This is a genomic window from Mediterraneibacter sp. (assembly GCF_030825015.1).
Classification (GTDB): Bacteria; Bacillota; Clostridia; order Lachnospirales; family Lachnospiraceae; genus Mediterraneibacter.
The window spans coordinates 103,237-125,266 of record NZ_JAPJQP010000004.1 but is presented as its reverse complement, the minus strand read 5'-3'; the positions used below and the strand labels follow the sequence as shown (position 1 = coordinate 125,266).

Genomic DNA, 22,030 nt, shown 5'->3' with positions numbered 1-22,030 from the left:
AGTTTGATAAAGATGGTTTAATGATAGTGCAGGGTAATAAAAACAGCCTGGTTATATTGTAAGACAATAGGAAAGAAATGGAAATAGGAGAATTAAGATGGTTCAAGAATTAAAAGAGAACGGGTCGGCAGATAAGGGAGAAAGAATAAGAGAAATTTATCTGTATTTATTATCTGAAACAGATTATTTAAAAGAGGCAGGGAAAGCGATTGAAAAGGAGACGGAGAGACTGCTGGAAGAGGACAGAATGAACCTGGAGAAAAAGACGCATGAAGAGGTGAGAGATGAGCTGTTTGGATTAGCGAAGGCTGCGGAAGAAAATGGATTCATACAAGGATTCCGATACGCCGTAATGCTGCTGGCAGAATGTTCATGAATTATTGTAAAGCTTTGACGATTTTTAAAATCTGCAGCTTCGTTTCATTAGTGCAGGAATGCAGCTCATGGAGGATTTCCTGTTCAATGGCTGAGGAGGAGTCATTATATTCGTCGGACAGAATATAGTCAACGGTAGTGTCTAAAGCATTGCATATCTGTACTAAGACAGAAAGTGAAACTTTAACACGGTTATTTTCGATATTGCTGATATGACTTGTATTTACATCGGCAGCAGTGGCAATATATTCTTGCGTTAAGTTTTTGGAAAGGCGGATTTTTCTTAATTTTTCTCCTATTTGTTCGAAATTTAAAGTATCCATGAAATGACCCCCAAAAAAATATTGATTTAATTGTAATATTGATTTAATTATAGTATAATGACCTATAGCTATAAAAATATTAGTTACAAAGGAAGTGTGGAGCGAAATGAAGTGTGAAAATTGTGGAAATGATGTCAGAGAGGGAGCGAGATTTTGTCCAAAGTGCGGAAGCAGTCTTTTAGAACAGCAACAGAAAAGCGCTGAGAATATGGTCAATGCAGACGGTATCAGTGAGGATGGACAAGACGAAAAGAATTTTCATTTTGAAAAAGTGAAAATGATTGGCAGACTGCGTTATAAGATTATTAAAACAGAAGTAAAAATCAGCGGAGAGAAAGTAGGGATCAGACAAAATATCCATAGATTTTTGAGAAAGGAAAAAGAGGATCATATCAATCTTAAATTGTCAGAAATCAATTCAATGGAAGTAAAAACAAAAATGGATTTTTGGGATACGTTGTATGCTGCGATCTTCGGGGTGATGTACTTAATGGATATAACGGATGTCGTGTGGCTTTTGTTGATTGCTGTTTTTTTGTATACCGGTTATGGGAAGATCCTTAATTTGAAAATGAATAACGGAATGAACTATGAAATTGCTGTCAATGGAATGTCAGAAGATGTGGAACAGTTTCAAAAGTTGATTGCACTTAAGGGCTGAAGGGAGGCGCTTAGATGAAATATTGCAGAAAATGCGGAAAAGAGCTGAATCCGGATTCTCAATATTGTCCGAGCTGCGGTGCTTCGGTCAATGAGAAGCAATCGGAACAAAATGCAAATTCATTTCAGAAGAGTGATACGGATGGATCTCTTTGGGATTCGCTTACCGAATTTTTTAAGGGCCTGATCAAATATGTGAAAGAAGCGGGGATACATATTTACGGCATGATTGATAAAGAGATTCATAAGGAACCGAATATACCAAAAGATTCCACATGTCCGTATTGTAACAGTGAGGATACATTTCCGGTTGTTAAGAGCGAGACAGAAGTTAAAACAAAAGGTTACAGTATGGGACGTGGATGCTGTGGAATGTGTCTGCTTGGCCCGTTTGGATTATTGTGCGGAGCACCCCTTACAGGCTCTAAAGTAAAGAGCAGATCTATCACCTGGTGGGGATGTAAAAATTGCGGAAAACAGCATTTAGCACAGCATGACGCCGTTGAAATGTTATGTTCGTTTATGAATAAAATGATAGTAAATTGTCTCTGCTATGGTTCGATTGCTTCTCTTTTACTCTATCCGGTACTGGATGAATTAGTACATGGATTTTTAAGAACGATCATTGTTGTTTTGATCGCTGTTATAGTGGGAGTTTCGGTGCCGTTATATTTTTACTATCAGTTATGTGAGGATATGGATAAACAGTTAGGGTATAGTGTTTGGGATATTTTAGAAGTAGAAAAGAAACAGGAAATTTGGAGTTGTATAAAATATTCCATGATTTCTTTAGCAGGAACACTGGTTTTTGTTTTTCCGATCTTAGGATATTTTGCAGAGTGAGACAATGATGGATAAAAGAAGAATATATAAGAGACTTATGATGGCGGGAAGAGCGACGGGATGTCATCAGTTACCGGAACGAAGCTTTTTCTTTCATGGAAAACAATTTCCGGTATGCGCAAGATGCACAGGAGTGTTTATAGGAGAAGTGTTAGGTATCTTCCTGTTCAAGGTCGGAGAGATTTCAAACGTAACAGCAGTTTTGTTCTTTTTAATCATGTTTGCAGATTGGTTCGTACAATATAAATTTCATTACGAGTCAAATAATATACGCAGATTAATAACCGGTCTTCTGTGCGGATATGCGTTTGGGAATATTATTATGAAATATATGAGATGTTTTATGTAATCGGATATATTAAAATGGAACGTAGGAGGAAATAGCCATGTTTTGTGAGAAGTGTGGGAAAGAAATAAAAGAGGTTGATAAGTTTTGTCCGTATTGCGGAGCAGAAAATAAAACAGATAAAGCAGAGTCAGTTCAGACCGCCCCTTCGGATTTCAAAGACAAGGGAACAGGGAAAAAGAAAAAAGGAGCGGTTATTGCAATCATTGCTTTAGTTATTATTGTGGCAATCGGTATTTTTAAGTGCAGTTCAAAGGATGAAATATTAAGATACAATGTGCATGTAATTAATAATACCGGTTTTGATATTTATGCTCTTTATGCTTCAGAGCCTGAGGTGGATGACTGGGAAGAAGATTTGCTTGGGAATGATATCTTGCGTAACGGTGAAAGGGTAGATATCGAGTTTGTGATTACAGAGGAGGATCTTGACTGGGATTTTGCGATAGAAAATTTTGAAGGAAATATTCTTGAATTTTACGGTTTGAGTTTTGCGGAGTGTGATGTAAAAGGGGCAACTTTGATTTTGGAATATGACGGCTATGAAGGAACAGCGTCGTTATATTAAGAGGATAGAATAAGACAGGGGATGTTAAAAAATGTTTTGTGAAAATTGTGGAAAAGAAATAGGAGATAAGAATAAGTTCTGTCCGCATTGCGGAGCGTCTGTACAGCCTGAGCAGTCTGCACGGGCACAACAGCAGGAAGAACAGCCAAAACAGTCTGAGCGGTCAGAACAGCAGGAAGAACAGCCAAAACAGTCGGCGCAGTCGGAACGGAAGAGCGAACAGCCAAAGCAGCCGGTACAGTCAGAGCGGCAGGAAGAAGAGCAGCAGATAAAATCTGCACTGAAAAAGAAAAAAACAGCGGCAGTGATCGGAGTTATCGTGATGGCAGCAGTCGTAATCATTGGAATTATTGCAGCGGTAAAAATATTTGGCGGTTCCGATTCAAAAGAAACAGCACAGGATTCAACGTATAAAGAGGTTAAAGAGGATGCCGCTGAAAAAGAATCGAAACCGGCGACAGAAGAAAAGATAAAACATGGAAAAGAAACTGTCGGGGAGGCGAAAAAAGATTCCGGACAAGAAGAAAAAAAGGAGCAAAAAGATAACAGTAAATGGGAAGGCGTATTGACAGATCCCGTCACAATGGGATGGGCAGGCACATACAAAGACGATGATTCGGGAGACAGGCTTGTGATTGCGTCCATTGGATATGAATGGTCCTATGTTATCTATACGTCCAGCGGACAGATTTTTGAGAAAGAATCAGAATGCGGCACATTCGGAGATTATTTAGAAGGGCAATATTATACATTCTATAAAAATGAGAACGGATTGTTAAGTGTAACTTCAGGTGCAGGCGGAGGCTGGGGAAATTATCGCAGGATCAGCGGGACATATACGCCGGATCTGGAAATCGAAGGTACTTATGAAAATGATACGACTACGATGATCGTGTACGATCAAATGGCAGAGGCAAGCACAGAATATGTTCCGACAGGATCTGATATTGCGGCAGTCCGGGTAGAATATAATAACGGCCTGGTGATAGATGGAAGATTGTATACGCAGGGAGACGGAGGTCTTTCGATTATAGACAGCGTTACAAAAGAAATATATGGAATCGCTACTTTTGAAAACGGACAGGTAAGCGTGACCGGAAGCGGATTTGACGGTATTTTGGAATCTAAGTAAAAAGATATGAAATTCTGACAAGGATATATGGGAAGAGGAAATAAGAGACGCCGCGTGTTTGCGGCGTCTCTTATTTGCAGTGCGCCTTGCGGCGAGCCAAAGTCCGGGCTTGCCCGAGACCTTGGCGACCGCTTACAATCCCGGAATGTGCCTTTTGTCACTTCCGGTGATTGTTCATGAAAGACTGCATTCATTTAGCAGTTGTTGTGTTTTTTCGAGCGCCTTTACTTTATGAAGATCCGATTGAATCTTCTCTGCAAGTAAAAGATGTTCTTTTGCAGATTGGATTTGATGGATCTTTAAATATGCTTCTCCTAATAAGTATAAGATTTCGGCAGTGTAGGCGTGTGAAGGCTGGAGGATCATTTTTCGGATGTTGAGACAGTTTTGGTAGTTCTCGATCGCCTTTTCATATTCGCCTTGATAAAAATGCCATAATCCAATACTTTGGTAAGACCATGCTGTGTCAGGATGGGTTTCTCCTAATGTGAGTTTTCGGATTTCCAAACCTTTTGAAAAATATTCAAAAGCATCGCTGAAATGATAAGAGGAGTCGGTTCTTGCTGCCTGGGTATAGTCATTGCCGATCATCGTTAACGATGCGGCGATGATCGGTTCGTTATCAGGGTATATTTCCTGACGGATCTCTAATGCCTTTTTGTGCCATGTGATGGCATCTGCGTATTTTTTCTGTCGTTGATACACCGTTCCGATATTGTGATAAGAATAGGCAATCTGTTCAAGGTCCGGCTGTTCAACCGATTCTCGGATCTCACGCGCCTTTTGATAATTTGCTAAAGCTTTATCGAAAATATCAAGGTTGATATAGATCACTCCCATATCATTATAAATATCCGATGTCAATTTCGGATCTTCGATATGGTTGATATCGATAATATTTTGCGCTTTTGTAAAATAATCCAAGGCCTGTTCGTATTTTGATGCTTTTCGCATCACGACTCCTAATTTGTCATATAATGTGGCAAGTTTTTTCGGAAAATCCTTGTTTGACTTTTCTATGATCGTAATTGCAGATTGATAGTGAGAAATTGCTTCTTTATAATCGGCAAGTCTGACTGCAAGTTTTCCGGAAGTTTCGTAGTAAGATATGTGCAATTCGATGTCGGCTGAGGAGTCTTGATTTAATAATTTTAATCCTTTCTGCAAATACGAATACGAATCATGATACATCAGACTGCGCCATAAGATCAGGGCAATGTTGTACATTAATTCGAGATGTTCGTCAGTATATTTGAACATGAGGCGCGCATTTGCAAGAATTTCACATAAATCGTTTCCTATACTGTCTTCGATCACATCTGCGGAAGCTGTGTTCATAAATTCAATTATTTTATTGATAAAAACAGAACATTTTTCTATGGAAGGCTCCGTATTATTTATTACAGCGGCTTTAATAACCGGGTGCAGATGAATCTGCGACGAAGCGGGGCCTCCGGGTCTGCTTTGTATGATCCAGCTTTGTCGGATCAAAGTGTTGATATCCGAATTATTATAATCTAAAAATTGTTTGAATAAACGCTGTCTGATACCGTTTATTGACGTAAGAGACAGGTTCATCAATATTTCCTTTTGGATATCGGTAAGATTGCTTGTGTCGAAAAGTTTGGATATAAAGTTATTCATTTTTTCCTGTTGATAAGTATTATCTTTTTCAATCGACACTTTGCTTATATCTTCATATTCGGGACTGTACAAAATATCCGTCATTTCTTCGGGTGTTAATGTTTCGACAGCCATCGTTTTTGCGATCAGCTCTAAAAGAAGAGTATGCCCTTCTACCATATCGAATATTTTAAAATAGTCGCTGTATTCATCTTCGGCGATCGTAAACTGCCCGTAGTGCATAAATAATTGAAGTTGTTCTTGTTTGGAAAGAGGATAAATCGGTAAGAGAAACTTTTCTGAATCAAGATCAGTTTCCCGTGAAGTGAAGAGAATATGTATCGGTAATTTTTTTAATCTCTCATAGTTTTCCCGATCCTTCGGGTGAGTATCCATATTGTCGATGATGAGCAGAGTATCTTCACCGTAAGAAGCGAGAAGAGAAAGACGTTTTTCAAATTTTTCATCTTCAGAAAAATGAGATTCGTCCAATCCTGTAAATTTTATTTTTAAAATCGTGTTTTTTATGTCGCCTGTGAAAATGATCTGCTGGATTTGCGTATAGGAATCTTCATATTCAGCGGCATATTTAAGAGAACAGTAGGACTTCCCTAAACCGCCGATTCCGTAGATGATACAAGTTCCCAAACGGCATAAAACAGAACGTATTTTTTCAAACAACTCCTGCCGTCCGAAGAAAGCATTGTTTTGTATCGGGTTATGAAACGGTTCAAAAGCAATGGCGTTGGAAGAAGACTGGCGAGCGGATTTTGACGCGGATTTTGGTGAAACCGCATTTTTTTCATATCGGACTTCTTTTAATAAAGTGAGCAGAAAGGTTTCTGCGGCTTCATGTGATCTGTGTTCTTTATAGTCAGAATATGCCGTGTCTATTACTTCATTTGAGTTTTCGGTGTTTAGAACGTATGTGTAAAGGTTGTGAACACTTTGAAAATCAGTTCCGATATCGGACTGGCGAAAGACATCTTTGTAAAAAACATCACAGGAAATGTCTTTTTGCATTCCGCGTTTATTATTTTTGATGTTGCTGATAATTGACGGATCGAGGTTAAGCCACTCGGCGATCCTTATGTTTGGAATATTCAGTTCTTCAGTCAGATATTGAATGATGACAGCGTAATTTAACATATTTACCTCCGATCAATAATGAAAGTTGTCATTTTGGTGTCAATTTTTTGTCATTTGACAAAGGACGATCTTGTCAAAAAGATGTCAAATTGCAGTTATTCATGATGACGGAAAAGGGTGCTACGATAAGTTTACAAACAAGAAAGCAGTTGATACAAAAAAGGTTCAGGCAGCAGTTATTATGTAATGATTATATCACAAAGTAAGGAGGATAACTATGGATCACATGATTAAAGAAAAGTTTATTGTAACAGACGGAAAAATAGTGACAGACGAAATATACAGGGTGACGGGACTGGATGTTGAAATGGATCAGGTCATAAAAAATATTTCATCGGAAGAGTCAAATATATATTTTTTCGATAAGGATTTGTCAGGGAGATCTGAAAATGAGAAAGACGTCAGTCTGGCATGGCTGGATACAGGAATTAAGACGAATAGAAATGAGCCGATGATGATTTCATTATTAAAATGGTCTGATTATTTCTCAGGGTATTATGTCGGAACTCCGTCTTATTTAGTAAATGGAATGTGCAGGCGAACTCCGCATTCTGAACGAAAACTTCGATCAAATTTATTGAAATTCTGTAACCGATACAGGAAAGATCATGCGGATCGTATTTGTAAGATCGAACCTGAAGTAAAAGACAGATGTGAGATATGTGACGAAAAACCGATTTTTATAAAAAATGAAGAAGCGCTTTCTAATGTTACAGAAGCGATATATGACAGATTACTGTTTCCGAACTGGAAGTCGATGAAAGGACTGGACAGATATATAAAAATTATAGGCACAAGGATAATGCAGCTTGTCAGCGCTGAAAGGACGGAATATTTTGTAGCGAATAAAACGAAATCGGTAATCGTGAATACCGGGATGATGGATTTATTTGGAAATGATTTTTTAGTGCTGTACCGTTATTTTGAAAAGTATAAAACGTATATTGCGGAGTGTGTGATTGAGAGCAAACAGGATTATTTAAGCTATGGATTTACAAGAGAACAATCGATGATACAGATTGAGCCTGTCAGTTTTTTTGAGGAGAAAGAAGAAGTATTCAACCCGAACAAGGAAGATTTTGATATTAATCAAAATTGCCTTATTCATATTATACAGGAACGGCGGGATCGTTTTCCGGAGAGTATCAGAAGTCAGAGCGATAATAAGATCGCAGGTCAGATCATGAATGCGCTTGAGCGGGGAATTAAAATGCAGCGCCGCGACAGGTCATTTGCCAAAGCTTCTTATTCAGGAAAAAGCGGGACGATTTCATGGTTTATGCCTCTGCATATAGACGCGCCGTTAAAGGAAGAACCGGAGCTGGTCATGGTAGTAAGGAAGGCAGGAGACTTCTATGAGATAAAAACAATTTTACCTTATGATGATGAATTAAAAGACCGCATTACTGCCCTATCTTTATACAGCAAAATCTGGTGAAAAGGAGGGATGCTTTAGGGGAAGGGATTGTATGTATGCGGATGACTTCGGATCAGTACGAAAGGAGATGCCGAGGAAGGAGGTGCTTTAGTAGAGAAAAAGAATTAAAAAAGAATCGGATGAAAAATGTGGAGAAGTACAATAAAGGAGGAAGATAAAAATGAGTGAAAAGAAAGAAAAAACAGCAGGGAATCTGGCAAACAGCGCGGTGGAAGGGTATGACTATTCTGTAGCAGTAAGAATGTCAGGAAGAGCAGGTGCAAATTCGCCGATCGGCGGTAAGGGAAATGCTTTTGAGGTGATGTATTCTGATAAGAAGAATCTCTCGAATTTGCTGAAACCGGACACAACAACAAAATTGACAAATTCTTCAACCGCCCGTCAGGTAGATTTGGTTACGAAGCGGGGCAATCGGATCATTGAGCGGATTCAGTGCAAAGATACTCCGAGTGCGAAGGGAACGATGGATACGATCAAGCGGGTGCAAAATGGTCAATATCGGACGACGCAGCTGGTCGGAACGACGGAAAGCGCTGCGGCATTTAATGCAAAAGCACCTTCGCAGGGGGTGACAAAAGTGATGAAAGACAGTGGAATCTCAACAAAAGATACAACCCGTGTAAGTAATAAATTTAACGGGGTGCAGTCATCCACCGGAATTGCCAATGCGGCAAAATCGTCTGCAAAACTTGGGGGGCGCTTTCGGCGGTGGGATCGCTGCCGTTGAATCGATCGTGAACGGAGACGATTTGTCAACAACAACGGGAAACGTCGCCTCAGGAGCATTAAAAGGTTCCGTTTCCGGAGCTGCCGGAACAGCCGCGTCAGAGGCGACGATGGCGGTTCTGGCAGCCGCACCTATTCCGTTAGCCGCAAAAGTTGTTATCGGGATCGGAGCGGGAATGTTTGCGGGCAGCGTAGCCTCTGACGTTGTCAGCGATGTGTGCGATGGAGTCGGCGGTATTGTTTCCGGTATTGTAGACGGCATCGGAGATTTTTTCGGAAGTCTCTTCTTATAGGGAAATAGTGCCGGGAAAGCACAGGCTGAATATCCGAAAGGATGTAATTTAGGAATCACAGCGTATTACCCTGTGAACAGCTTGAGCAGTCAAAGGCAGAAGGTGTAAGTGTCTTCAGTGGAGTGAGCGGGAGAAAACTGATATCCCAGTTCTTTAAATTCGCGGATATCTGAAATGTTTTCGATTTTCTCCTGTGCCATCCAGCGAACCATTTCACCGCGGGCAATTTTTGCCTGTGTTCCTTTCACTTTTATTTTGCCGTCTGTTTCTTCGCCGAAAACACAGGTGACACAGGGGATATTTTTGTAGGGGAGGATCGCTTTACTGTATTCTGCAGAGGCAAGATTGACGCATGCAGTCATGCCTTCTAAGAGAAGCGTTCGGTATAATGCACCTCCCCAGTATTCATAAAGATCTTTCCCTTCGGGAGTGCTCAGTTTTGCCTGCATTTCCAGGCGGTACGGAATGACTTTATCGGTCGGTTTTAAGACTCCATAAAAACCGGATAAAATACGGAGATGGGACGTTACATAATCCCATTGGGCATCTGTAAAAACGGACGGTGCAATATGTTGGTATTGGATACCTTCATAGGCAAGAAGCGCCGGTGTTGATGCCTGAGACGGGGAAAAAGAAAGAAGTCTTTGATGATTTTGTTCTGCAAGTTTATCACTGCATTTCCAAAGAGTTTTCAGTTCCTGTATAGTCTTGCTTTTTAAAATCCCATGAAGCACATCTGCCCGGTCAGAAAAGACCGGGACAGTGGCGTTACAGGGAAATTCATCTGTGACATTCATCTTTTTCGCTGGTGAAATGATGATTTTCAGCATGGTAATGATTCCTCTGTTTCTTTCTTTTTAAATTTTCTTTTTGTCAGTGCATTTTCGTGTATTTTCTGAATGAATCTGCTTAGTTGTTCTCTCTGTCGTTTGTAAGTTTGAGTTTATCAAAGACGAAGAACATCAATCCCATAATCATTCCGACAACACATGCAAGTACCATACCTGTAAGCTGGATGCTTCCGAACTGTACTTTGATGCCGGATAATCCGGTTACGAAGATAATCGAAGTCATCGCCATATTTCTTGATCTTGAGTAGTCAACTTGAGAATCAACAAGAATACGGATACCTGACGTACCGATCATTCCGTATAGAAGAAATGAAATTCCGCCGATAACCGGTCCCGGGATCGTGCTGATCAGTGTTGTCATTTTTCCAATAAAGGAGCAGATGATCGACAGTACAGCGGCGCCTGCAATGACGTATACGCTGTAAACCTTTGTCATAGCCATAACGCCGATGTTTTCTCCGTATGTTGTTGTCGGTACAGAACCGATAAATCCGGAGATCATCGTGGAAAAATTATCGGCAAACAAGGAGCGATGCAGCCCGGGATCTTTCAGAAGATCGCGGCCGACAATTTTACTTGTCACAATCTGATGTCCGATATGTTCGGAGGCAATGACAAGGATGACCGGAAGAATGATCACAATCGCTTCCCATTTAAATTTCGGTGTAGAGAAGTTCGGGAGTGCAAAAAATGACGCCGAAGCAACTTCACTGAAATCGACGATTCCGCATAAAAGGGCTGCGATATATCCGGCAATGATCGCGATTAAGATCGGAATCACGGCAAAAAATTTGCGGAATAATACAGAGCCGAGGACTGCTGTTAAAAGAGTGACAAGGAATACAATCACATTTTTAGGGTCGATGGACGCCTCTGTAAGACCTGCATTAGAAGCGGCAGTTCCGGCAAGTTCAAGACCGATCAGCGCGACAACCGGTCCCATTGCAGCGGGCGGGAGTACGACATCGATCCATTTGGAACCGAATTTGCGGATGATCAAGGCAAGGATACATCCTAAAAATCCGACAGCAACAAATCCGCCGAGAGCATAACTGTAACCCCATTTTTCAATTACAATTCCTGCAGGCGCCAGAAATGCGAAGCTGGAACCGAGGTAAGCCGGCGCTTTCCCCTTTGTGATAAGAATGAACAATAATGTTCCGATTCCGTTCATAAATAAAACAACGGCAGGATTCAGTCCGAATACGAACGGAACGAGTACGGATGCGCCGAACATGGCAAACATGTGCTGGATGCTTAACGGCACGAGCAGTTTAAAAGGTACTTTTTCTTCTACTTGGATGATTCTTTTGTTTTCCAAAGTTAGATCCTCCTCATTTTCATCTTTCTCATATATTTTTTTAATAATCTTTTACATTTTATCATAGTAAAGGGAATGCTGTCATTATAAATTTAGTGCCAGATCGCTGTTTGGGTATAAAAAGGACTGTGACATGAATCGGTTCACTTCACAGTCTGGTGTATGGGCTTTTTCAATATACGCATCTGAAAAGTGCGGGATTTTTTCTTTTGTTCGGAATCATTTTGTGTAGAATCAGTATACGAAAAAGGGTTGTTCTACAGTACAATTCGTACAAAACAAAAGAAAATAATGGGTGAAAATACACAAAAAAATAATAAAACAAAAAGAACATATGTTTGCAAAAGAGCGTTGAAAACAGGACTGAGTTATAGTATAATAGCAAGAAATAAAAGGCTTGTAGGTAGGTGGAATAATCTGAATGGTGATAAATTTATGGGACCGAGATAACGAAAAACATATAACTTGAAAATCAATAAGAGAAGAAAGCAGAGAGGCGAAATGCAGATAAAGAAAAGAATTATCCTTGGATCGGCATCTCCGAGAAGGCGGGAATTACTTGAGCAAATCGGAATTTCATTTGAAGTGAGAGTCAGTGACAGGGAGGAAGTTTATCATAGTCGGGAACCGGAAGCAATCGTGAAAGAGCTTGCGCTTGCAAAGGCGGAAAATGTTGCGGAAGATTTACAGGAAAAGAAAGATTTGCCGCAGGAAACAGGACGAGAAGGAAAGAATGAATTGAGGAATACGATCGTGATCGGTGCAGATACGATCGTTGTATCGGACGGAAGTATTTTAGGGAAGCCGAAAGATGAAGCGGATGCCGTCCGTATGATTCAAAACCTGCAGGGAAGAAGTCATAAAGTATATACAGGTGTAGCAATTTTGGATTTTGACAAAGAGGGGAAGAGAGCATCGGTTGTTCATGCGGTTGAAACGGAAGTTTTCGTCTGTAAAATGAGTGAAGAAGAGATCCGCGAATATGCGGCAACCGGGGAACCTCTTGACAAAGCCGGAGGGTACGGCATACAGGGGAGATTTGCGGCTTATATCGAACGGATCGACGGAGATTATTATAACGTAGTCGGACTTCCGGTATCATATGTGCATCAGCAGCTTAAGCAAATAGAGCGTGAAAATTAAGGCGTTATGAGATGAGTTTTACAGAAATGCGAATGCAGCCTGTTTCTTCAAATTTCTTGACATTTTTTGTCAAAGAGGTTATCATAGAGTCGGTCAAAAAATTACATATGGATTGATGACAAGGGGAGCTTGTGTACAGGCTGAGAGGAAGTTGGAAACTTCGACCCATAACCTGATTTGGATAATGCCAACGTAGGGATTATGTTATGAGTGTTTATACCTTTTGTTTTCAATCTGAGAACAGGAGGTTTTTTTATGTTTGATTTACTTGTAAATGCAGAAGGCGGACTGACAACTGCGGGATATGTTGTCACGGTATCTGTAGGGGTCGTACTTTTTTTGGCGGCAGTATTTTTCGCAGGAAAGAGATCTGAGCGTAAGAAAATGACAACGAAGCAGCTTGTGTTCTGTGCGGTTGCAATGGCGCTGGCTTTTGTTACATCTTATGTGAAGATTTTCCAGATGCCGTGGGGTGGAAGTGTGACCTTGTGCAGCATGCTCTTTATTGTACTTGTGGCAAACTGGTACGGTGTCGGAACGGGAGTTTTAGTAGGACTTGCTTATGGAATTCTTCAGTTTATTCAGGAGCCATATGTCCTTTCCTTCTTTCAGGTATGCTGTGATTATATTCTTGCTTTTGCAGCGCTTGGCGTGGCAGGATTTTTTGCAAAGAAGAAGCATGGTCTGATCAAAGGGTATATTGTGGCAGTTTTGGCTAGAGGAGCATTTCATGCATTGGGCGGATATTTGTACTGGATGGACTATATGCCGGATAATTTCCCGAAATCATTGACGGCGATCTATCCGATAGCATATAACTACAGTTTTCTTTTGGCAGAAGCAATCATCACGCTCGTGATTATCTGTATCCCTGCTGTGGCGAAAGGGCTTGGCAAGGTGAAACAGATCGCGGCAGAATAGAATAAAATCCACATGAGTAACGATAACAGGCGGTTCGGAAACAGTTAAATTTCCGAATCGCCTGTTATCGTTTGTGGTATAATGACTAATGATTGCACGCAGTGAAGTCCAAGCCGCTAAATCGGCTGACCGTCACAAGAAGCGATGGATTATATCACAGAATCTTATAAGAAAAATTTAAGAATTATATCGAGGTTTTTTTAACAGGGAAAGTGTATTGTTTATATCAGATAAAGGAAAATGCAGAGGTGAGAAAAATGGGAGAAGACATGAATACCGGAGAGGTTGTTATGGTTGTGGACGATAACAAGGAAATTGTATATTCAATCAGTGAACTTTTGAAATATGAGGGATACCGTGTGCTTCAGGCGTATGACGGAATGGAAGCGCTGAACATGCTTGAGAAAAATCCCGTAGATCTGATTTTGCTTGATGTGATGATGCCGCGGTTGAATGGACTGTCGGCTCTTATGAAGCTTCGTGAGAAATACAGAATCCCGGTTATCATCCTTTCGGCGAAGACGGAGGAAAGTGATAAAGTATCAGGACTTGTTCTTGGCGCAGATGATTATGTGGAAAAACCGTATAATCCGGCGGAATTAATGGCGCGTGTGAAAGCGCATCTGAGGAGATACCGCGCGTGGGGAGGAGAACTTCCGAAGGAGAACGAAGATCAGATTGTAAACGGGGGACTTGTACTTGACAAGAAGCAGAGAATTGTCCTTGTGGAAGGGGAGGAAGTGAGGCTGACTGCTACAGAGTACAAAATATTAGAACTTTTAATGGAACATCCGGGACAGGTGTTTTCTTCGGAACAGATCTATGAAAATGTCTGGCAGGAATCGGCAAATTATACAGTGGAAAATACAGTAATGGTTCATATCAGACATATACGGGAGAAAATTGAAATTGATGCAAAGAAACCAAGATATGTAAAGGTGGTGTGGGGTATTGGATACAAAATGGAAAAATATTAAGTTAAAAGCGAAAGGATTTTTAGACAAATGCTGGATGAGCAGTACCGGAATTGCAGTGAAACTGTTCTGCCTTGTACTGGCGGGATTCGGAGTGGCATTTTGGTACAGCATTGTAGCGTATCGCACATATCATCCTACCGGAGAATCACTGTTTTTCGGAATCTTGGGAAATGTGTTGTTCGGCGCAGGACAGATGCTCCTGACTGCGTTTCTTATTACAAGAAAATTTCGTGAATGGAATCCGGGTGAGAAGGATGCCTATGTGAAATGGCAAAACAGGTGGAAAAGCCGGTTGCGTAAATTACAGTGGATTGGCGGGACTGCGCTTATTGTTGCGCTTTGGTATATGTCATATTTGATGAACGGCGGAATGTATATGGGCGGCGGATGGTCGTACAATTATGCGTCAGGGTATGTCATGATCTTATCCGTGATCGTTCAGTTTATGATCAGCGAAACAGTGATGAATCATTTTAAGAAGAAACAGTTGGATATGATCATGTGTAATCTTGATGAAATAAATCAAAACAGAATCAAAGAAGCGCTGGAGATTGAGAGAAAAAGTCTGGAGAAAGTATCGCGGAGCGATCAGCTCAGAGTAGATCTTATTACAAATGTTTCCCATGATCTGAAAACTCCGCTGACTTCGATGGTTGGTTATATTGAACTGATCAAGAGAGAAGAATTAAGTGATGTTGTCCGTGATTATGTAGATGTGATTTCAGAACGTGCAGAGAAGTTAAAAGAAATGATCAACAGTTTGTTTAATCTGGCAAAGGCGAGCAGCGGCAATGTAGAACTGCATTTGGAGCCTTTTGAAGTGAATCGGATGATCGAACAGATCTTTGCAGATATGGATGACAGGATCAGGGAAAGTCATTTAGAATTTGTCACCGATCTGACAAAAGAAGATACGAGTCTTATATCAGATAATTCCTATTTTTACAGGATCTGTCAGAATCTGATTGAAAATGCGCTGAAATATTCGGCGAATGGGACGCGTGTTTTTGTAAAGACGAAGCTTTTGCAGTTGGATGGAAAAGAGGAAGTTTGTTTGGAGGTAACAAATACGTCAGGATATCCGATGGATTTTACAAAAGAAGATATTATTGAAAGATTTGCACGTGGAGATAAGGCTCGTTCAGGAGACGGAAACGGACTGGGATTGGCGATCGTAAGTACTTACGCAAAGGCGCTCGGAGGAGAATTTGATATATTGATCGATTGCGATCAGTTTAAAGCCTGTTTGAAATTCCCGAAAACGATATCATAATATTGACTGACAGGCAGAAATGTGCAGTAAATAAAAATTACCCGAATCATCATAGGAATCGGGTAATTTTTTAATTTTATCTTTTTGTTTTATGAGTTGTGTATATATAGTAGATAATAAATGCAAGCGCAGTCACAACCCATGTGACGGGATAGCTTAAGATGATGGAAGGTATCGTCGGTGAGATCTTTAATACGGCGGTCAGCCATATAATACGAAGTACGCAGACGCCCAAAAGTGTAATGATCACAGGGACAACGACATTGCCGACTCCGCGTAGTGACCCGGCAAGAATTTCAATAAATACATACACAATGTACCACGGGGTGATAAGAACGAGCATATCGCATCCGATCTGGATAACATGACTGTCACTTGTAAATAACCGGAATAAAAGGAAACGTGCTGCAATCAGAAAGACAACGAGTATGGAAGAAACTACAAAATCCATGAGAAGACATACACGGGTGCTTCTTCGTACACGATCCATCTTGCCTGCTCCGTAGTTCTGTCCGACGAAGGTCGTGATCGCAATTCCGAATGCGGTGCTGACCATCCAGAAAATAGCGTCAAGTTTTCCATAGGCAGACCATGCGGCGGTTGTGTCTGTGCCGAATGTGTTGACCGCGGATTGGATGGCGATATTAGTAATAGAAAAAAGTACAGCTTCAAATCCGGTCGGAAGTCCGAGTTTTAACTGCATTTTTAAAATAGAGCCGTGGAAGCGGATCTGTTTAATAGAAAGTTTTAATATTTCTTCAGAATGCATTAGTTTTAACGTGACAAGCACAGCGCTTACAGCCTGCGCAATGAGCGTGGCAACAGCGACGCCCATAACTCCCATATGGAAAACGATGACAAATAAAACGTCCAGCACAATATTGATGATACAGCAGATAATCAGGTAATAGAGCGGACGCCTGGAATCTCCTGTGGCGCGAAGAATTGCCGATCCCATATTATAGATGAGAACGAAAATGATTCCGGCAAAATAGATCTTTAAGTAAATGGCAGAATCTTCGATAATATCGGCAGGCGTGTTCATCATTTTCAAAAGAAAAGGCGTCAGAATAATTCCTGATACTGTAAGGATAAGACCGCCTGAAGCGGCGACCGCGTATGCTGTGTGGAGTCCTTTATTTGCAGAACGGGCATCTTTTGCTCCAAAAAACTGTGCAATCGTTACAGACGCTCCGGAAGAAAGTCCGGTGAAAAATCCAACGACAAAAGCGACAATCTGTGCAGAAGAACCGCCTACTGCCGCAAGCGCCTCCTTTCCGACGAACTGACCGACGATAACGCTGTCGATCGTGTTATATAGCTGCTGAAAAAAAGTTCCGAGTAAAATAGGAAAGAAGAAAAGCAGAAGCTGCCGCCAAATAATGCCTTCTGTAATCTGGTTTTTCTCAATGTTGGTAGGCATAGAACATCTCCTTTCAATCGATTTTGTTTTGATCAATTTCGTTGCAATTATTTTTCGTTTTAATCTGTTTCAGTTTTAAGAGTTTCTGCCTGTTTCATTTTTTTCATCTCAACTGCAATCAATATTACGGTGATGATAAATGCAAGACTGTCTGCAGCAGGTCCTGCAAACAAAATCCCGTCAAGTCCGAAAAAAATCGGAAGAATGAGGACAAAAGGAATAAGAAACAGCACTTGCCTTGTCATAGAAAGCACCAATCCTTTTACAGGTTTTCCGATTGCAGCAAAAAAGTTGGAGGACAGAAGCTGAACTCCGTTGATAATGACCATAAACAGGAAGATCCGCATGAAGCGTACGGAAAATTCAAAATACGCCGGTTCGCCTGTTCCGAATAATGAAATGATCTGATATGGGAAGAATTGAAACAAAATAAATCCGATGGCAGAGACAACAAGATTTGCCGTAATGGCAAGTTTATATGTTTCCCGCACACGGTTATATTGTCCGGCGCCGTAGTTGAATCCGATGATCGGCTGTGATCCTTGAGAAATTCCGATAATGACGGCAAGCAGGATTGCATTTGTCTTCATGACAATACCGCATGCCGCAAGGGGAATTTCCTTTCCGTAAACAGATAAAGCTCCGTAGTAGGTCAGCGAGTTGTTCAGGACGATCTGGACAAAAGTGATGGCAATCTGGTTCAGACTATTACTCATTCCAAGTGATGCAGTCTGAAGACATTCCCCCGGAGAAAGGCGGATATCTTTTAATGATAATGAAATATTTTTAAATTTCCGTATATAGAGGATCGCAAAAAGAAAGGAAAAAAATTGTCCTATGATCGTTGCCCATGCAGCGCCTGCTACGCCGAGGTTGAAGACAAAGATAAAGATCGGATCAAGGATCGTGTTGATCACTGCGCCGATCAGCATACATGTCATAGAATATTTGGGGCTTCCGTCTGCTCTTGCGAGATTGCTCATACCGTTTGTAATAATAAGGAAGGGCATGCCGGCAGCTACAATATAGGAATAGGTCTTTGCATAAGGCATGATGTCAGGAGTTGCTCCGAAAGCTGTCAGGAGCGGAACCATGAAGATTTCTGCCAGTATCATGTAAATAATGCCGAACACGATCATCATGCAGATGCCGTTGCCGATTACTTTTTTCGCCTTCTCTTTTTCTCCGGCGCCTAAATAAAGTGAAAATCTTGAAGCGCTTCCGATACCGATGAGCAAAGCGATCGCAAGACAGATTGTCGTGAGGGGATAAGAAACATTTGTAGCTGCATTGCCCCGATAACCGACTCCTTGTCCAATGAAGATCTGATCAACGATATTATACAGTGAACTGACAAGCATGGCGATAATGCTTGGAATAGCAAATCCCTTCAACAAGGAAGGGATGCTTTTATAACCTAATGGATTTTCAATTTTCTGCTGATTCAAAAAAACACCTCTTTCTGCTTTACTAATAAATATTATACATGAAGAATGAAGGAAAACCAAGCAGAAAACAATCGGTATTTACGTTTGGCACTGTTTGCTGTAAATGCAGTAAAAGCAGAACAGAACTTTTGAAATTTATTTAAAAGAGTTTGGAAATTCAAGACGGACTTGTCCGTTGTGTTCCCTGTCAGCCAGAGAAACATTGTTCGTTACAGAAGCAAGAGTGCGATTTAATAAAGATTCGATCTCCTCAGATAAGGTTTTCATTGCTTCCATATAGATCTGTGCTTTAAATTCACAAGTCTGTGAAGTACAAGTCTGTGGGTTGCATTGCTGATGGCGGCGTTCTGCCTGATGTCTCCGTCGTTCCTGCCCGATTCGGAGATAGAGTGTTCGAAGTTGTGTAGAGTTTTGCCGATTCGTCAGATCCAGATAGTGTGCTACCATATCGGGATCTCCTTTCGTTAATGCAATATCGAAAGCGTGGCGTATAGAACGTTCTACCCGTGACGGCGTTGTATGATATTTTTTGGCGATGTCAATGTAAAGCACTGATATCTTTCCGTCTGGATAGTATGGATCGGTACTAAATAATTCCATTGCGTCACAAATATAAGAAAATCCCTTGATCCCTGCCGGAATTCCGATGCTTATCAGCGCATCTATTACATAATCTTTCATCATGCCCCTCGATTCTAGTTGTTAATATTGCCTGACAAAATTGATTGATATTAAGAAAATATACCAATTTTATGGCTATTTCTAGATTAGTTTACGACAGTTTGAATAAAAAGTCAATGCAATTTTACATAAATCTTGAAAAAATGTTGATTTTACATGAAACTTGTAATATACTTTGGATAATATGTGGTGAAGAGAGGGTTATCATAATGACGATGATCGGAAATAAGATTCGGAAACGAAGACAGGAATTGAACATGTCAAGAGCACAGCTTGCCGAAGAGGTACAGGTTACGCCGTCGGCGATTGCAAATTATGAGAATGGGATCAGCTATCCAAAACCGGATATTTTTGTTTCATTAATGGTGGTGCTTGAAGTAGATGCGAATTATTTTTATGAAGAACATGTGAGAAACAGGGAGATTGCCCGTGCATGTAAAAGACCGATCTCACAGGACGAGATTGACGCGCTTGAAAAATACAGAAAATTAACAAGCAGCGGGAAAAAACTGGTTCGTATGGTAATAGAAGAAGAGTATACGAGGATGCAGCGGGAAGCCTGGATCTCTTTTCCGTGTGTGAAAGATGAAGGAAAAGGGCTGAATACACTGTGTAAAAAGAATGCGGAGTATTTTGAGTTTTATGTGAGAAAAGAAAATATAATTGACGGCATGGAGTTCTGTCTGCAGATTCAGACAGATAAATATGAGCCGATATTTCGAAAAGGAGACGTTATCGCTCTGACAGAGAAGAAAGCAGGGCAGAATGAAATAGGAATTTTTTCTGTAAATGGAGTCTACTATTTGAGATTGTTATATCAGGAACAAGGCGTGAGAAAGCTGAAAGCGCTGAATGTGCTGGAGCAGGATATAGAAGTAAAAGCGAAAGATCAGTTTATCTGCATGGGAACAGTTCTTGGCAAAGTACAGGGGATGTCTGATGTGTAACGCTGTTCCCATACAGTGAAGATGCATGCATTATTATAAAATGCTTCAGAAAACCTTGATGATAGTTCTTGTAAAACTTTCGCAAATAAGTCGTTTGTATTTTTATAAAAATCTTCGGATCGGCTTGATGATCTGACGAAGAGTCGCGTAGAATATTTTTTTCCCCGTACTTAATTCTTTTGTTTTATAGTTCTCTCCGTAAATATATTCTCCGTTTTCCATTGTTTTTGAGAATGTTTTATCATGTTCCGCTTCCTTTCTTATGAGAGCGTTTAATTCCGGGGAATCGACTGCAAGCATTAATTCGGTATCTAAGTAAGTGCTTCTCATATCAAGGTTGTAAGAACCGACGATACTCATACGGTCGTCGATGAGGACGGCTTTTGTATGGCAGGAGTGGCGCGCCATGTATTCATAAACTTTTACGCCTGTATCCCATATTTTTTCTTTTTCATTTAAATAATCAGAACACCCCCAGGGGTTCGCACCTTTTGCGACATCATTTGTAATGATCTCAACAGACACGTTGTTTCCGGTTAACTGTGAGAGATCTTCATACATTTCTTTCCCACATATGATGTAAGGCGTGTAGATCGTTACCTGATCGCCGGACATCATAAGCTGATGAAGGGAATACCACATCCAAGGTTCTTTGTTCGCTGACTGGATCGGGTTATTTAAAAGTGTCACCCGGTTTGCTGGAAATGTCTTTTCTTCCCAATTTTGTTTTTTAAATGCTTCTGGATACTGCGTCTGTAGTTCTTCGTAACGTTTTTCCAGCGCGGCTGCTTTTTCGGAAGTCTTTTTTCCGGTTCGTGAACCTCTGCATGGTTTGCTGTCTGAAGAATTCCACACAGATTCAAAATAAGCCTGAAGCTGGGAAAGAGAAGTTCCGGTGGAATTGCTCTTTTTATCGATGTCGGCAGTTTCATAAACGAACAGTTCTTTGTCGATGTTTTTGCCTTTTGAATAGTTCCCAAGGAAGAGATTCATTGTGTTGCGCCCGCCGAGCATGTACATGGTATCATCAATGATGAGATATTTGTCATGAAGACGAGCCTGCATATCCCATGGTTTTAAGAGATTGACCGGATTATAAATGTGTACCTGAGCGTTTTCATGAGCGTCTAAGGCAAGAAACCATGGATTATGCTGTACGTCCATAAATCCGCTGATCCCGTCGATGATGACACGAACATTGACGCCTCGTTTGGCAGCGTTCAGTAAGGAAGCCAGGATATCTTGTCCGGCCTGATCGTCGTTAAAATCAAAAGTTGACAAAATGATGGAGTCTTTTGCCTCTTCGATCATGCTGAGCCGATATAGAAGCGCATCCGTATTGTCTGTAATGTAGGAAATACGTTCCGTTCCGACAGTGTCAGAGTAGTATTTGGTGGCGGCAGCCTTTTCTTTGTGCGCCTCGGACACCGATTTGTGGGGCAGATAAGGAACTGTGAGAAGGAGGATATAAATAAGGATAACGAGAAGTAAAACGTATTTCCATGAAATGTGTTTTGTGATAAAAGAAAAACTGTTTTTCATATTTTCTTAAAGACTCCTTTCCTTTTG

Annotated in this window: 22 protein-coding genes and 1 riboswitch; of the genes, 14 read left to right on the top strand and 8 right to left on the bottom strand. The window is 40.8% G+C overall.

Features of this window, described 5'->3' with window-relative positions; genetic code table 11:
• Nucleotides 1-97 precede the first annotated feature (97 nt).
• Nucleotides 98-376, top strand: coding sequence for a hypothetical protein (locus tag RCH61_RS03990; protein WP_306479941.1), 279 nt, complete (start codon nucleotides 98-100; stop codon nucleotides 374-376).
• Between the two features lies 1 nt (nucleotide 377).
• On the opposite strand, the gene RCH61_RS03985 is transcribed toward RCH61_RS03990, so the two are convergent.
• On the bottom strand, nucleotides 378-698 hold the full coding sequence (locus tag RCH61_RS03985) for a helix-turn-helix domain-containing protein (protein WP_306479940.1): 321 nt from the start codon (nucleotides 696-698) through the stop codon (nucleotides 378-380).
• A gap of 106 nt (nucleotides 699-804) precedes the next feature.
• On the opposite strand from RCH61_RS03985, the gene RCH61_RS03980 reads away from it, so the two are divergent.
• Genes RCH61_RS03980 through RCH61_RS03960 form a run of 5 tightly spaced genes read left to right on the top strand, consistent with a single transcriptional unit; the run spans nucleotide 805 to nucleotide 4,247 of the window.
• Nucleotides 805-1,359 carry a zinc ribbon domain-containing protein gene (locus RCH61_RS03980; RefSeq protein ID WP_306479939.1) on the top strand — a complete coding sequence of 185 codons (555 nt, stop codon included), beginning with the start codon at nucleotides 805-807 and terminating at the stop codon, nucleotides 1,357-1,359.
• Nucleotides 1,360-1,373: 14 nt separating this feature from the next.
• On the top strand, nucleotides 1,374-2,201 hold the full coding sequence (locus RCH61_RS03975) for a zinc-ribbon domain-containing protein (protein WP_306479938.1): 828 nt from the start codon (nucleotides 1,374-1,376) through the stop codon (nucleotides 2,199-2,201).
• 4 nt (nucleotides 2,202-2,205) lie between these two features.
• Complete coding sequence (locus RCH61_RS03970; protein WP_306479937.1) at nucleotides 2,206-2,550, top strand: DUF2085 domain-containing protein; 345 nt, start codon at nucleotides 2,206-2,208, stop codon at nucleotides 2,548-2,550.
• Nucleotides 2,551-2,587: 37 nt separating this feature from the next.
• Nucleotides 2,588-3,115: a zinc ribbon domain-containing protein gene (locus RCH61_RS03965; protein ID WP_306479936.1), complete on the top strand. Its 528-nt coding sequence runs from the start codon at nucleotides 2,588-2,590 to the stop codon at nucleotides 3,113-3,115.
• Nucleotides 3,116-3,146: 31 nt separating this feature from the next.
• Entirely contained in the window at nucleotides 3,147-4,247 is a 1,101-nt protein-coding gene (locus tag RCH61_RS03960) for a zinc-ribbon domain-containing protein (protein WP_306479935.1), read from the top strand.
• A gap of 174 nt (nucleotides 4,248-4,421) precedes the next feature.
• On the opposite strand, the gene RCH61_RS03955 is transcribed toward RCH61_RS03960, so the two are convergent.
• Entirely contained in the window at nucleotides 4,422-7,019 is a 2,598-nt protein-coding gene (locus RCH61_RS03955) for a tetratricopeptide repeat protein (protein ID WP_306479934.1), read from the bottom strand.
• Nucleotides 7,020-7,236: 217 nt separating this feature from the next.
• Here RCH61_RS03955 and RCH61_RS03950 point away from each other — a divergent pair, with 217 nt between their 5' ends.
• From RCH61_RS03950 to RCH61_RS03940, 3 genes are all read left to right on the top strand, one after another.
• Nucleotides 7,237-8,457: a DUF3825 domain-containing protein gene (locus RCH61_RS03950; protein WP_306479933.1), complete on the top strand. Its 1,221-nt coding sequence runs from the start codon at nucleotides 7,237-7,239 to the stop codon at nucleotides 8,455-8,457.
• Between the two features lie 160 nt (nucleotides 8,458-8,617).
• Nucleotides 8,618-9,184 (top strand): hypothetical protein, encoded by a 567-nt coding sequence (locus RCH61_RS03945; RefSeq protein WP_306479932.1) that lies wholly within the window; start codon nucleotides 8,618-8,620, stop codon nucleotides 9,182-9,184.
• On the top strand, nucleotides 9,123-9,476 hold the full coding sequence (locus tag RCH61_RS03940; protein ID WP_306479931.1) for a hypothetical protein: 354 nt from the start codon (nucleotides 9,123-9,125) through the stop codon (nucleotides 9,474-9,476). Before RCH61_RS03945 ends, RCH61_RS03940 begins: the two co-directional genes overlap by 62 nt.
• Before the next feature lie 89 nt (nucleotides 9,477-9,565).
• Here the strand turns inward: RCH61_RS03940 and yaaA are convergent, their stop codons facing one another.
• Both yaaA and uraA read right to left on the bottom strand, forming a co-directional pair.
• Entirely contained in the window at nucleotides 9,566-10,306 is a 741-nt protein-coding gene (gene yaaA / locus RCH61_RS03935; protein WP_178006569.1) for a peroxide stress protein YaaA, read from the bottom strand.
• A gap of 79 nt (nucleotides 10,307-10,385) precedes the next feature.
• Nucleotides 10,386-11,648 (bottom strand): uracil permease, encoded by a 1,263-nt coding sequence (gene uraA, locus RCH61_RS03930; protein ID WP_178006568.1) that lies wholly within the window; start codon nucleotides 11,646-11,648, stop codon nucleotides 10,386-10,388.
• 501 nt (nucleotides 11,649-12,149) lie between these two features.
• On the opposite strand from uraA, the gene RCH61_RS03925 reads away from it, so the two are divergent.
• The 4 genes from RCH61_RS03925 (at nucleotide 12,150) to RCH61_RS03910 (ending at nucleotide 15,962) form a co-directional block, all read left to right on the top strand.
• On the top strand, nucleotides 12,150-12,791 hold the full coding sequence (locus tag RCH61_RS03925) for a Maf family protein (protein ID WP_178006567.1): 642 nt from the start codon (nucleotides 12,150-12,152) through the stop codon (nucleotides 12,789-12,791).
• A 111-nt stretch (nucleotides 12,792-12,902) separates the two neighbouring features.
• Nucleotides 12,903-13,007, top strand: a riboswitch (TPP riboswitch).
• A 39-nt stretch (nucleotides 13,008-13,046) separates the two neighbouring features.
• On the top strand, nucleotides 13,047-13,712 hold the full coding sequence (locus RCH61_RS03920; RefSeq protein WP_178006566.1) for an energy-coupled thiamine transporter ThiT: 666 nt from the start codon (nucleotides 13,047-13,049) through the stop codon (nucleotides 13,710-13,712).
• A 257-nt stretch (nucleotides 13,713-13,969) separates the two neighbouring features.
• Nucleotides 13,970-14,689, top strand: a complete 720-nt coding sequence (locus RCH61_RS03915; protein WP_178006565.1) for a response regulator transcription factor — start codon at nucleotides 13,970-13,972, stop codon at nucleotides 14,687-14,689.
• On the top strand, nucleotides 14,664-15,962 hold the full coding sequence (locus RCH61_RS03910; RefSeq protein WP_306479930.1) for a sensor histidine kinase: 1,299 nt from the start codon (nucleotides 14,664-14,666) through the stop codon (nucleotides 15,960-15,962). The genes RCH61_RS03915 and RCH61_RS03910 overlap by 26 nt, the downstream gene beginning before the upstream one ends.
• Before the next feature lie 76 nt (nucleotides 15,963-16,038).
• On the opposite strand, the gene RCH61_RS03905 is transcribed toward RCH61_RS03910, so the two are convergent.
• The 3 genes from RCH61_RS03905 to RCH61_RS03895 form a co-directional block, all read right to left on the bottom strand.
• Nucleotides 16,039-17,385 (bottom strand): MATE family efflux transporter, encoded by a 1,347-nt coding sequence (locus RCH61_RS03905; RefSeq protein ID WP_306479929.1) that lies wholly within the window; start codon nucleotides 17,383-17,385, stop codon nucleotides 16,039-16,041.
• 59 nt (nucleotides 17,386-17,444) lie between these two features.
• On the bottom strand, nucleotides 17,445-18,833 hold the full coding sequence (locus RCH61_RS03900) for an MATE family efflux transporter (protein WP_306479928.1): 1,389 nt from the start codon (nucleotides 18,831-18,833) through the stop codon (nucleotides 17,445-17,447).
• 135 nt (nucleotides 18,834-18,968) lie between these two features.
• A complete protein-coding gene (locus RCH61_RS03895) occupies nucleotides 18,969-19,517 on the bottom strand; it encodes a sporulation initiation factor Spo0A C-terminal domain-containing protein (RefSeq protein ID WP_306479927.1) in 549 nt (182 codons plus the stop codon).
• A gap of 206 nt (nucleotides 19,518-19,723) precedes the next feature.
• On the opposite strand from RCH61_RS03895, the gene RCH61_RS03890 reads away from it, so the two are divergent.
• Entirely contained in the window at nucleotides 19,724-20,461 is a 738-nt protein-coding gene (locus RCH61_RS03890) for a helix-turn-helix domain-containing protein (protein WP_178006637.1), read from the top strand.
• Between the two features lie 102 nt (nucleotides 20,462-20,563).
• Here the strand turns inward: RCH61_RS03890 and RCH61_RS03885 are convergent, their stop codons facing one another.
• Complete coding sequence (locus tag RCH61_RS03885; protein ID WP_306479926.1) at nucleotides 20,564-22,003, bottom strand: phospholipase D-like domain-containing protein; 1,440 nt, start codon at nucleotides 22,001-22,003, stop codon at nucleotides 20,564-20,566.
• Between the last annotated feature and the right edge of the window lie 27 nt (nucleotides 22,004-22,030).

Excerpts from the sequence above, each read along its gene's own strand:
- RCH61_RS03895 (WP_306479927.1), bottom strand. The coding sequence starts at position 19,517 with ATGATGAAAGATTATGTAATAGATGCGCTGATAAGCATCGGAATTCCG.
- yaaA (WP_178006569.1), bottom strand. The coding sequence starts at position 10,306 with ATGCTGAAAATCATCATTTCACCAGCGAAAAAGATGAATGTCACAGAT.
- RCH61_RS03965 (WP_306479936.1), top strand. The coding sequence starts at position 2,588 with ATGTTTTGTGAGAAGTGTGGGAAAGAAATAAAAGAGGTTGATAAGTTT.
- RCH61_RS03925 (WP_178006567.1), top strand. The coding sequence starts at position 12,150 with ATGCAGATAAAGAAAAGAATTATCCTTGGATCGGCATCTCCGAGAAGG.
- RCH61_RS03975 (WP_306479938.1), top strand. The coding sequence starts at position 1,374 with ATGAAATATTGCAGAAAATGCGGAAAAGAGCTGAATCCGGATTCTCAA.
- RCH61_RS03905 (WP_306479929.1), bottom strand. The coding sequence starts at position 17,385 with ATGCCTACCAACATTGAGAAAAACCAGATTACAGAAGGCATTATTTGG.
- RCH61_RS03980 (WP_306479939.1), top strand. The coding sequence starts at position 805 with ATGAAGTGTGAAAATTGTGGAAATGATGTCAGAGAGGGAGCGAGATTT.
- RCH61_RS03960 (WP_306479935.1), top strand. The coding sequence starts at position 3,147 with ATGTTTTGTGAAAATTGTGGAAAAGAAATAGGAGATAAGAATAAGTTC.
- RCH61_RS03970 (WP_306479937.1), top strand. The coding sequence starts at position 2,206 with ATGATGGATAAAAGAAGAATATATAAGAGACTTATGATGGCGGGAAGA.
- RCH61_RS03955 (WP_306479934.1), bottom strand. The coding sequence starts at position 7,019 with ATGTTAAATTACGCTGTCATCATTCAATATCTGACTGAAGAACTGAAT.
- RCH61_RS03940 (WP_306479931.1), top strand. The coding sequence starts at position 9,123 with ATGCGGCAAAATCGTCTGCAAAACTTGGGGGGCGCTTTCGGCGGTGGG.
- RCH61_RS03985 (WP_306479940.1), bottom strand. The coding sequence starts at position 698 with ATGGATACTTTAAATTTCGAACAAATAGGAGAAAAATTAAGAAAAATC.
- RCH61_RS03990 (WP_306479941.1), top strand. The coding sequence starts at position 98 with ATGGTTCAAGAATTAAAAGAGAACGGGTCGGCAGATAAGGGAGAAAGA.
- RCH61_RS03890 (WP_178006637.1), top strand. The coding sequence starts at position 19,724 with ATGACGATGATCGGAAATAAGATTCGGAAACGAAGACAGGAATTGAAC.
- RCH61_RS03920 (WP_178006566.1), top strand. The coding sequence starts at position 13,047 with ATGTTTGATTTACTTGTAAATGCAGAAGGCGGACTGACAACTGCGGGA.
- RCH61_RS03945 (WP_306479932.1), top strand. The coding sequence starts at position 8,618 with ATGAGTGAAAAGAAAGAAAAAACAGCAGGGAATCTGGCAAACAGCGCG.
- RCH61_RS03915 (WP_178006565.1), top strand. The coding sequence starts at position 13,970 with ATGGGAGAAGACATGAATACCGGAGAGGTTGTTATGGTTGTGGACGAT.
- RCH61_RS03950 (WP_306479933.1), top strand. The coding sequence starts at position 7,237 with ATGGATCACATGATTAAAGAAAAGTTTATTGTAACAGACGGAAAAATA.
- RCH61_RS03885 (WP_306479926.1), bottom strand. The coding sequence starts at position 22,003 with ATGAAAAACAGTTTTTCTTTTATCACAAAACACATTTCATGGAAATAC.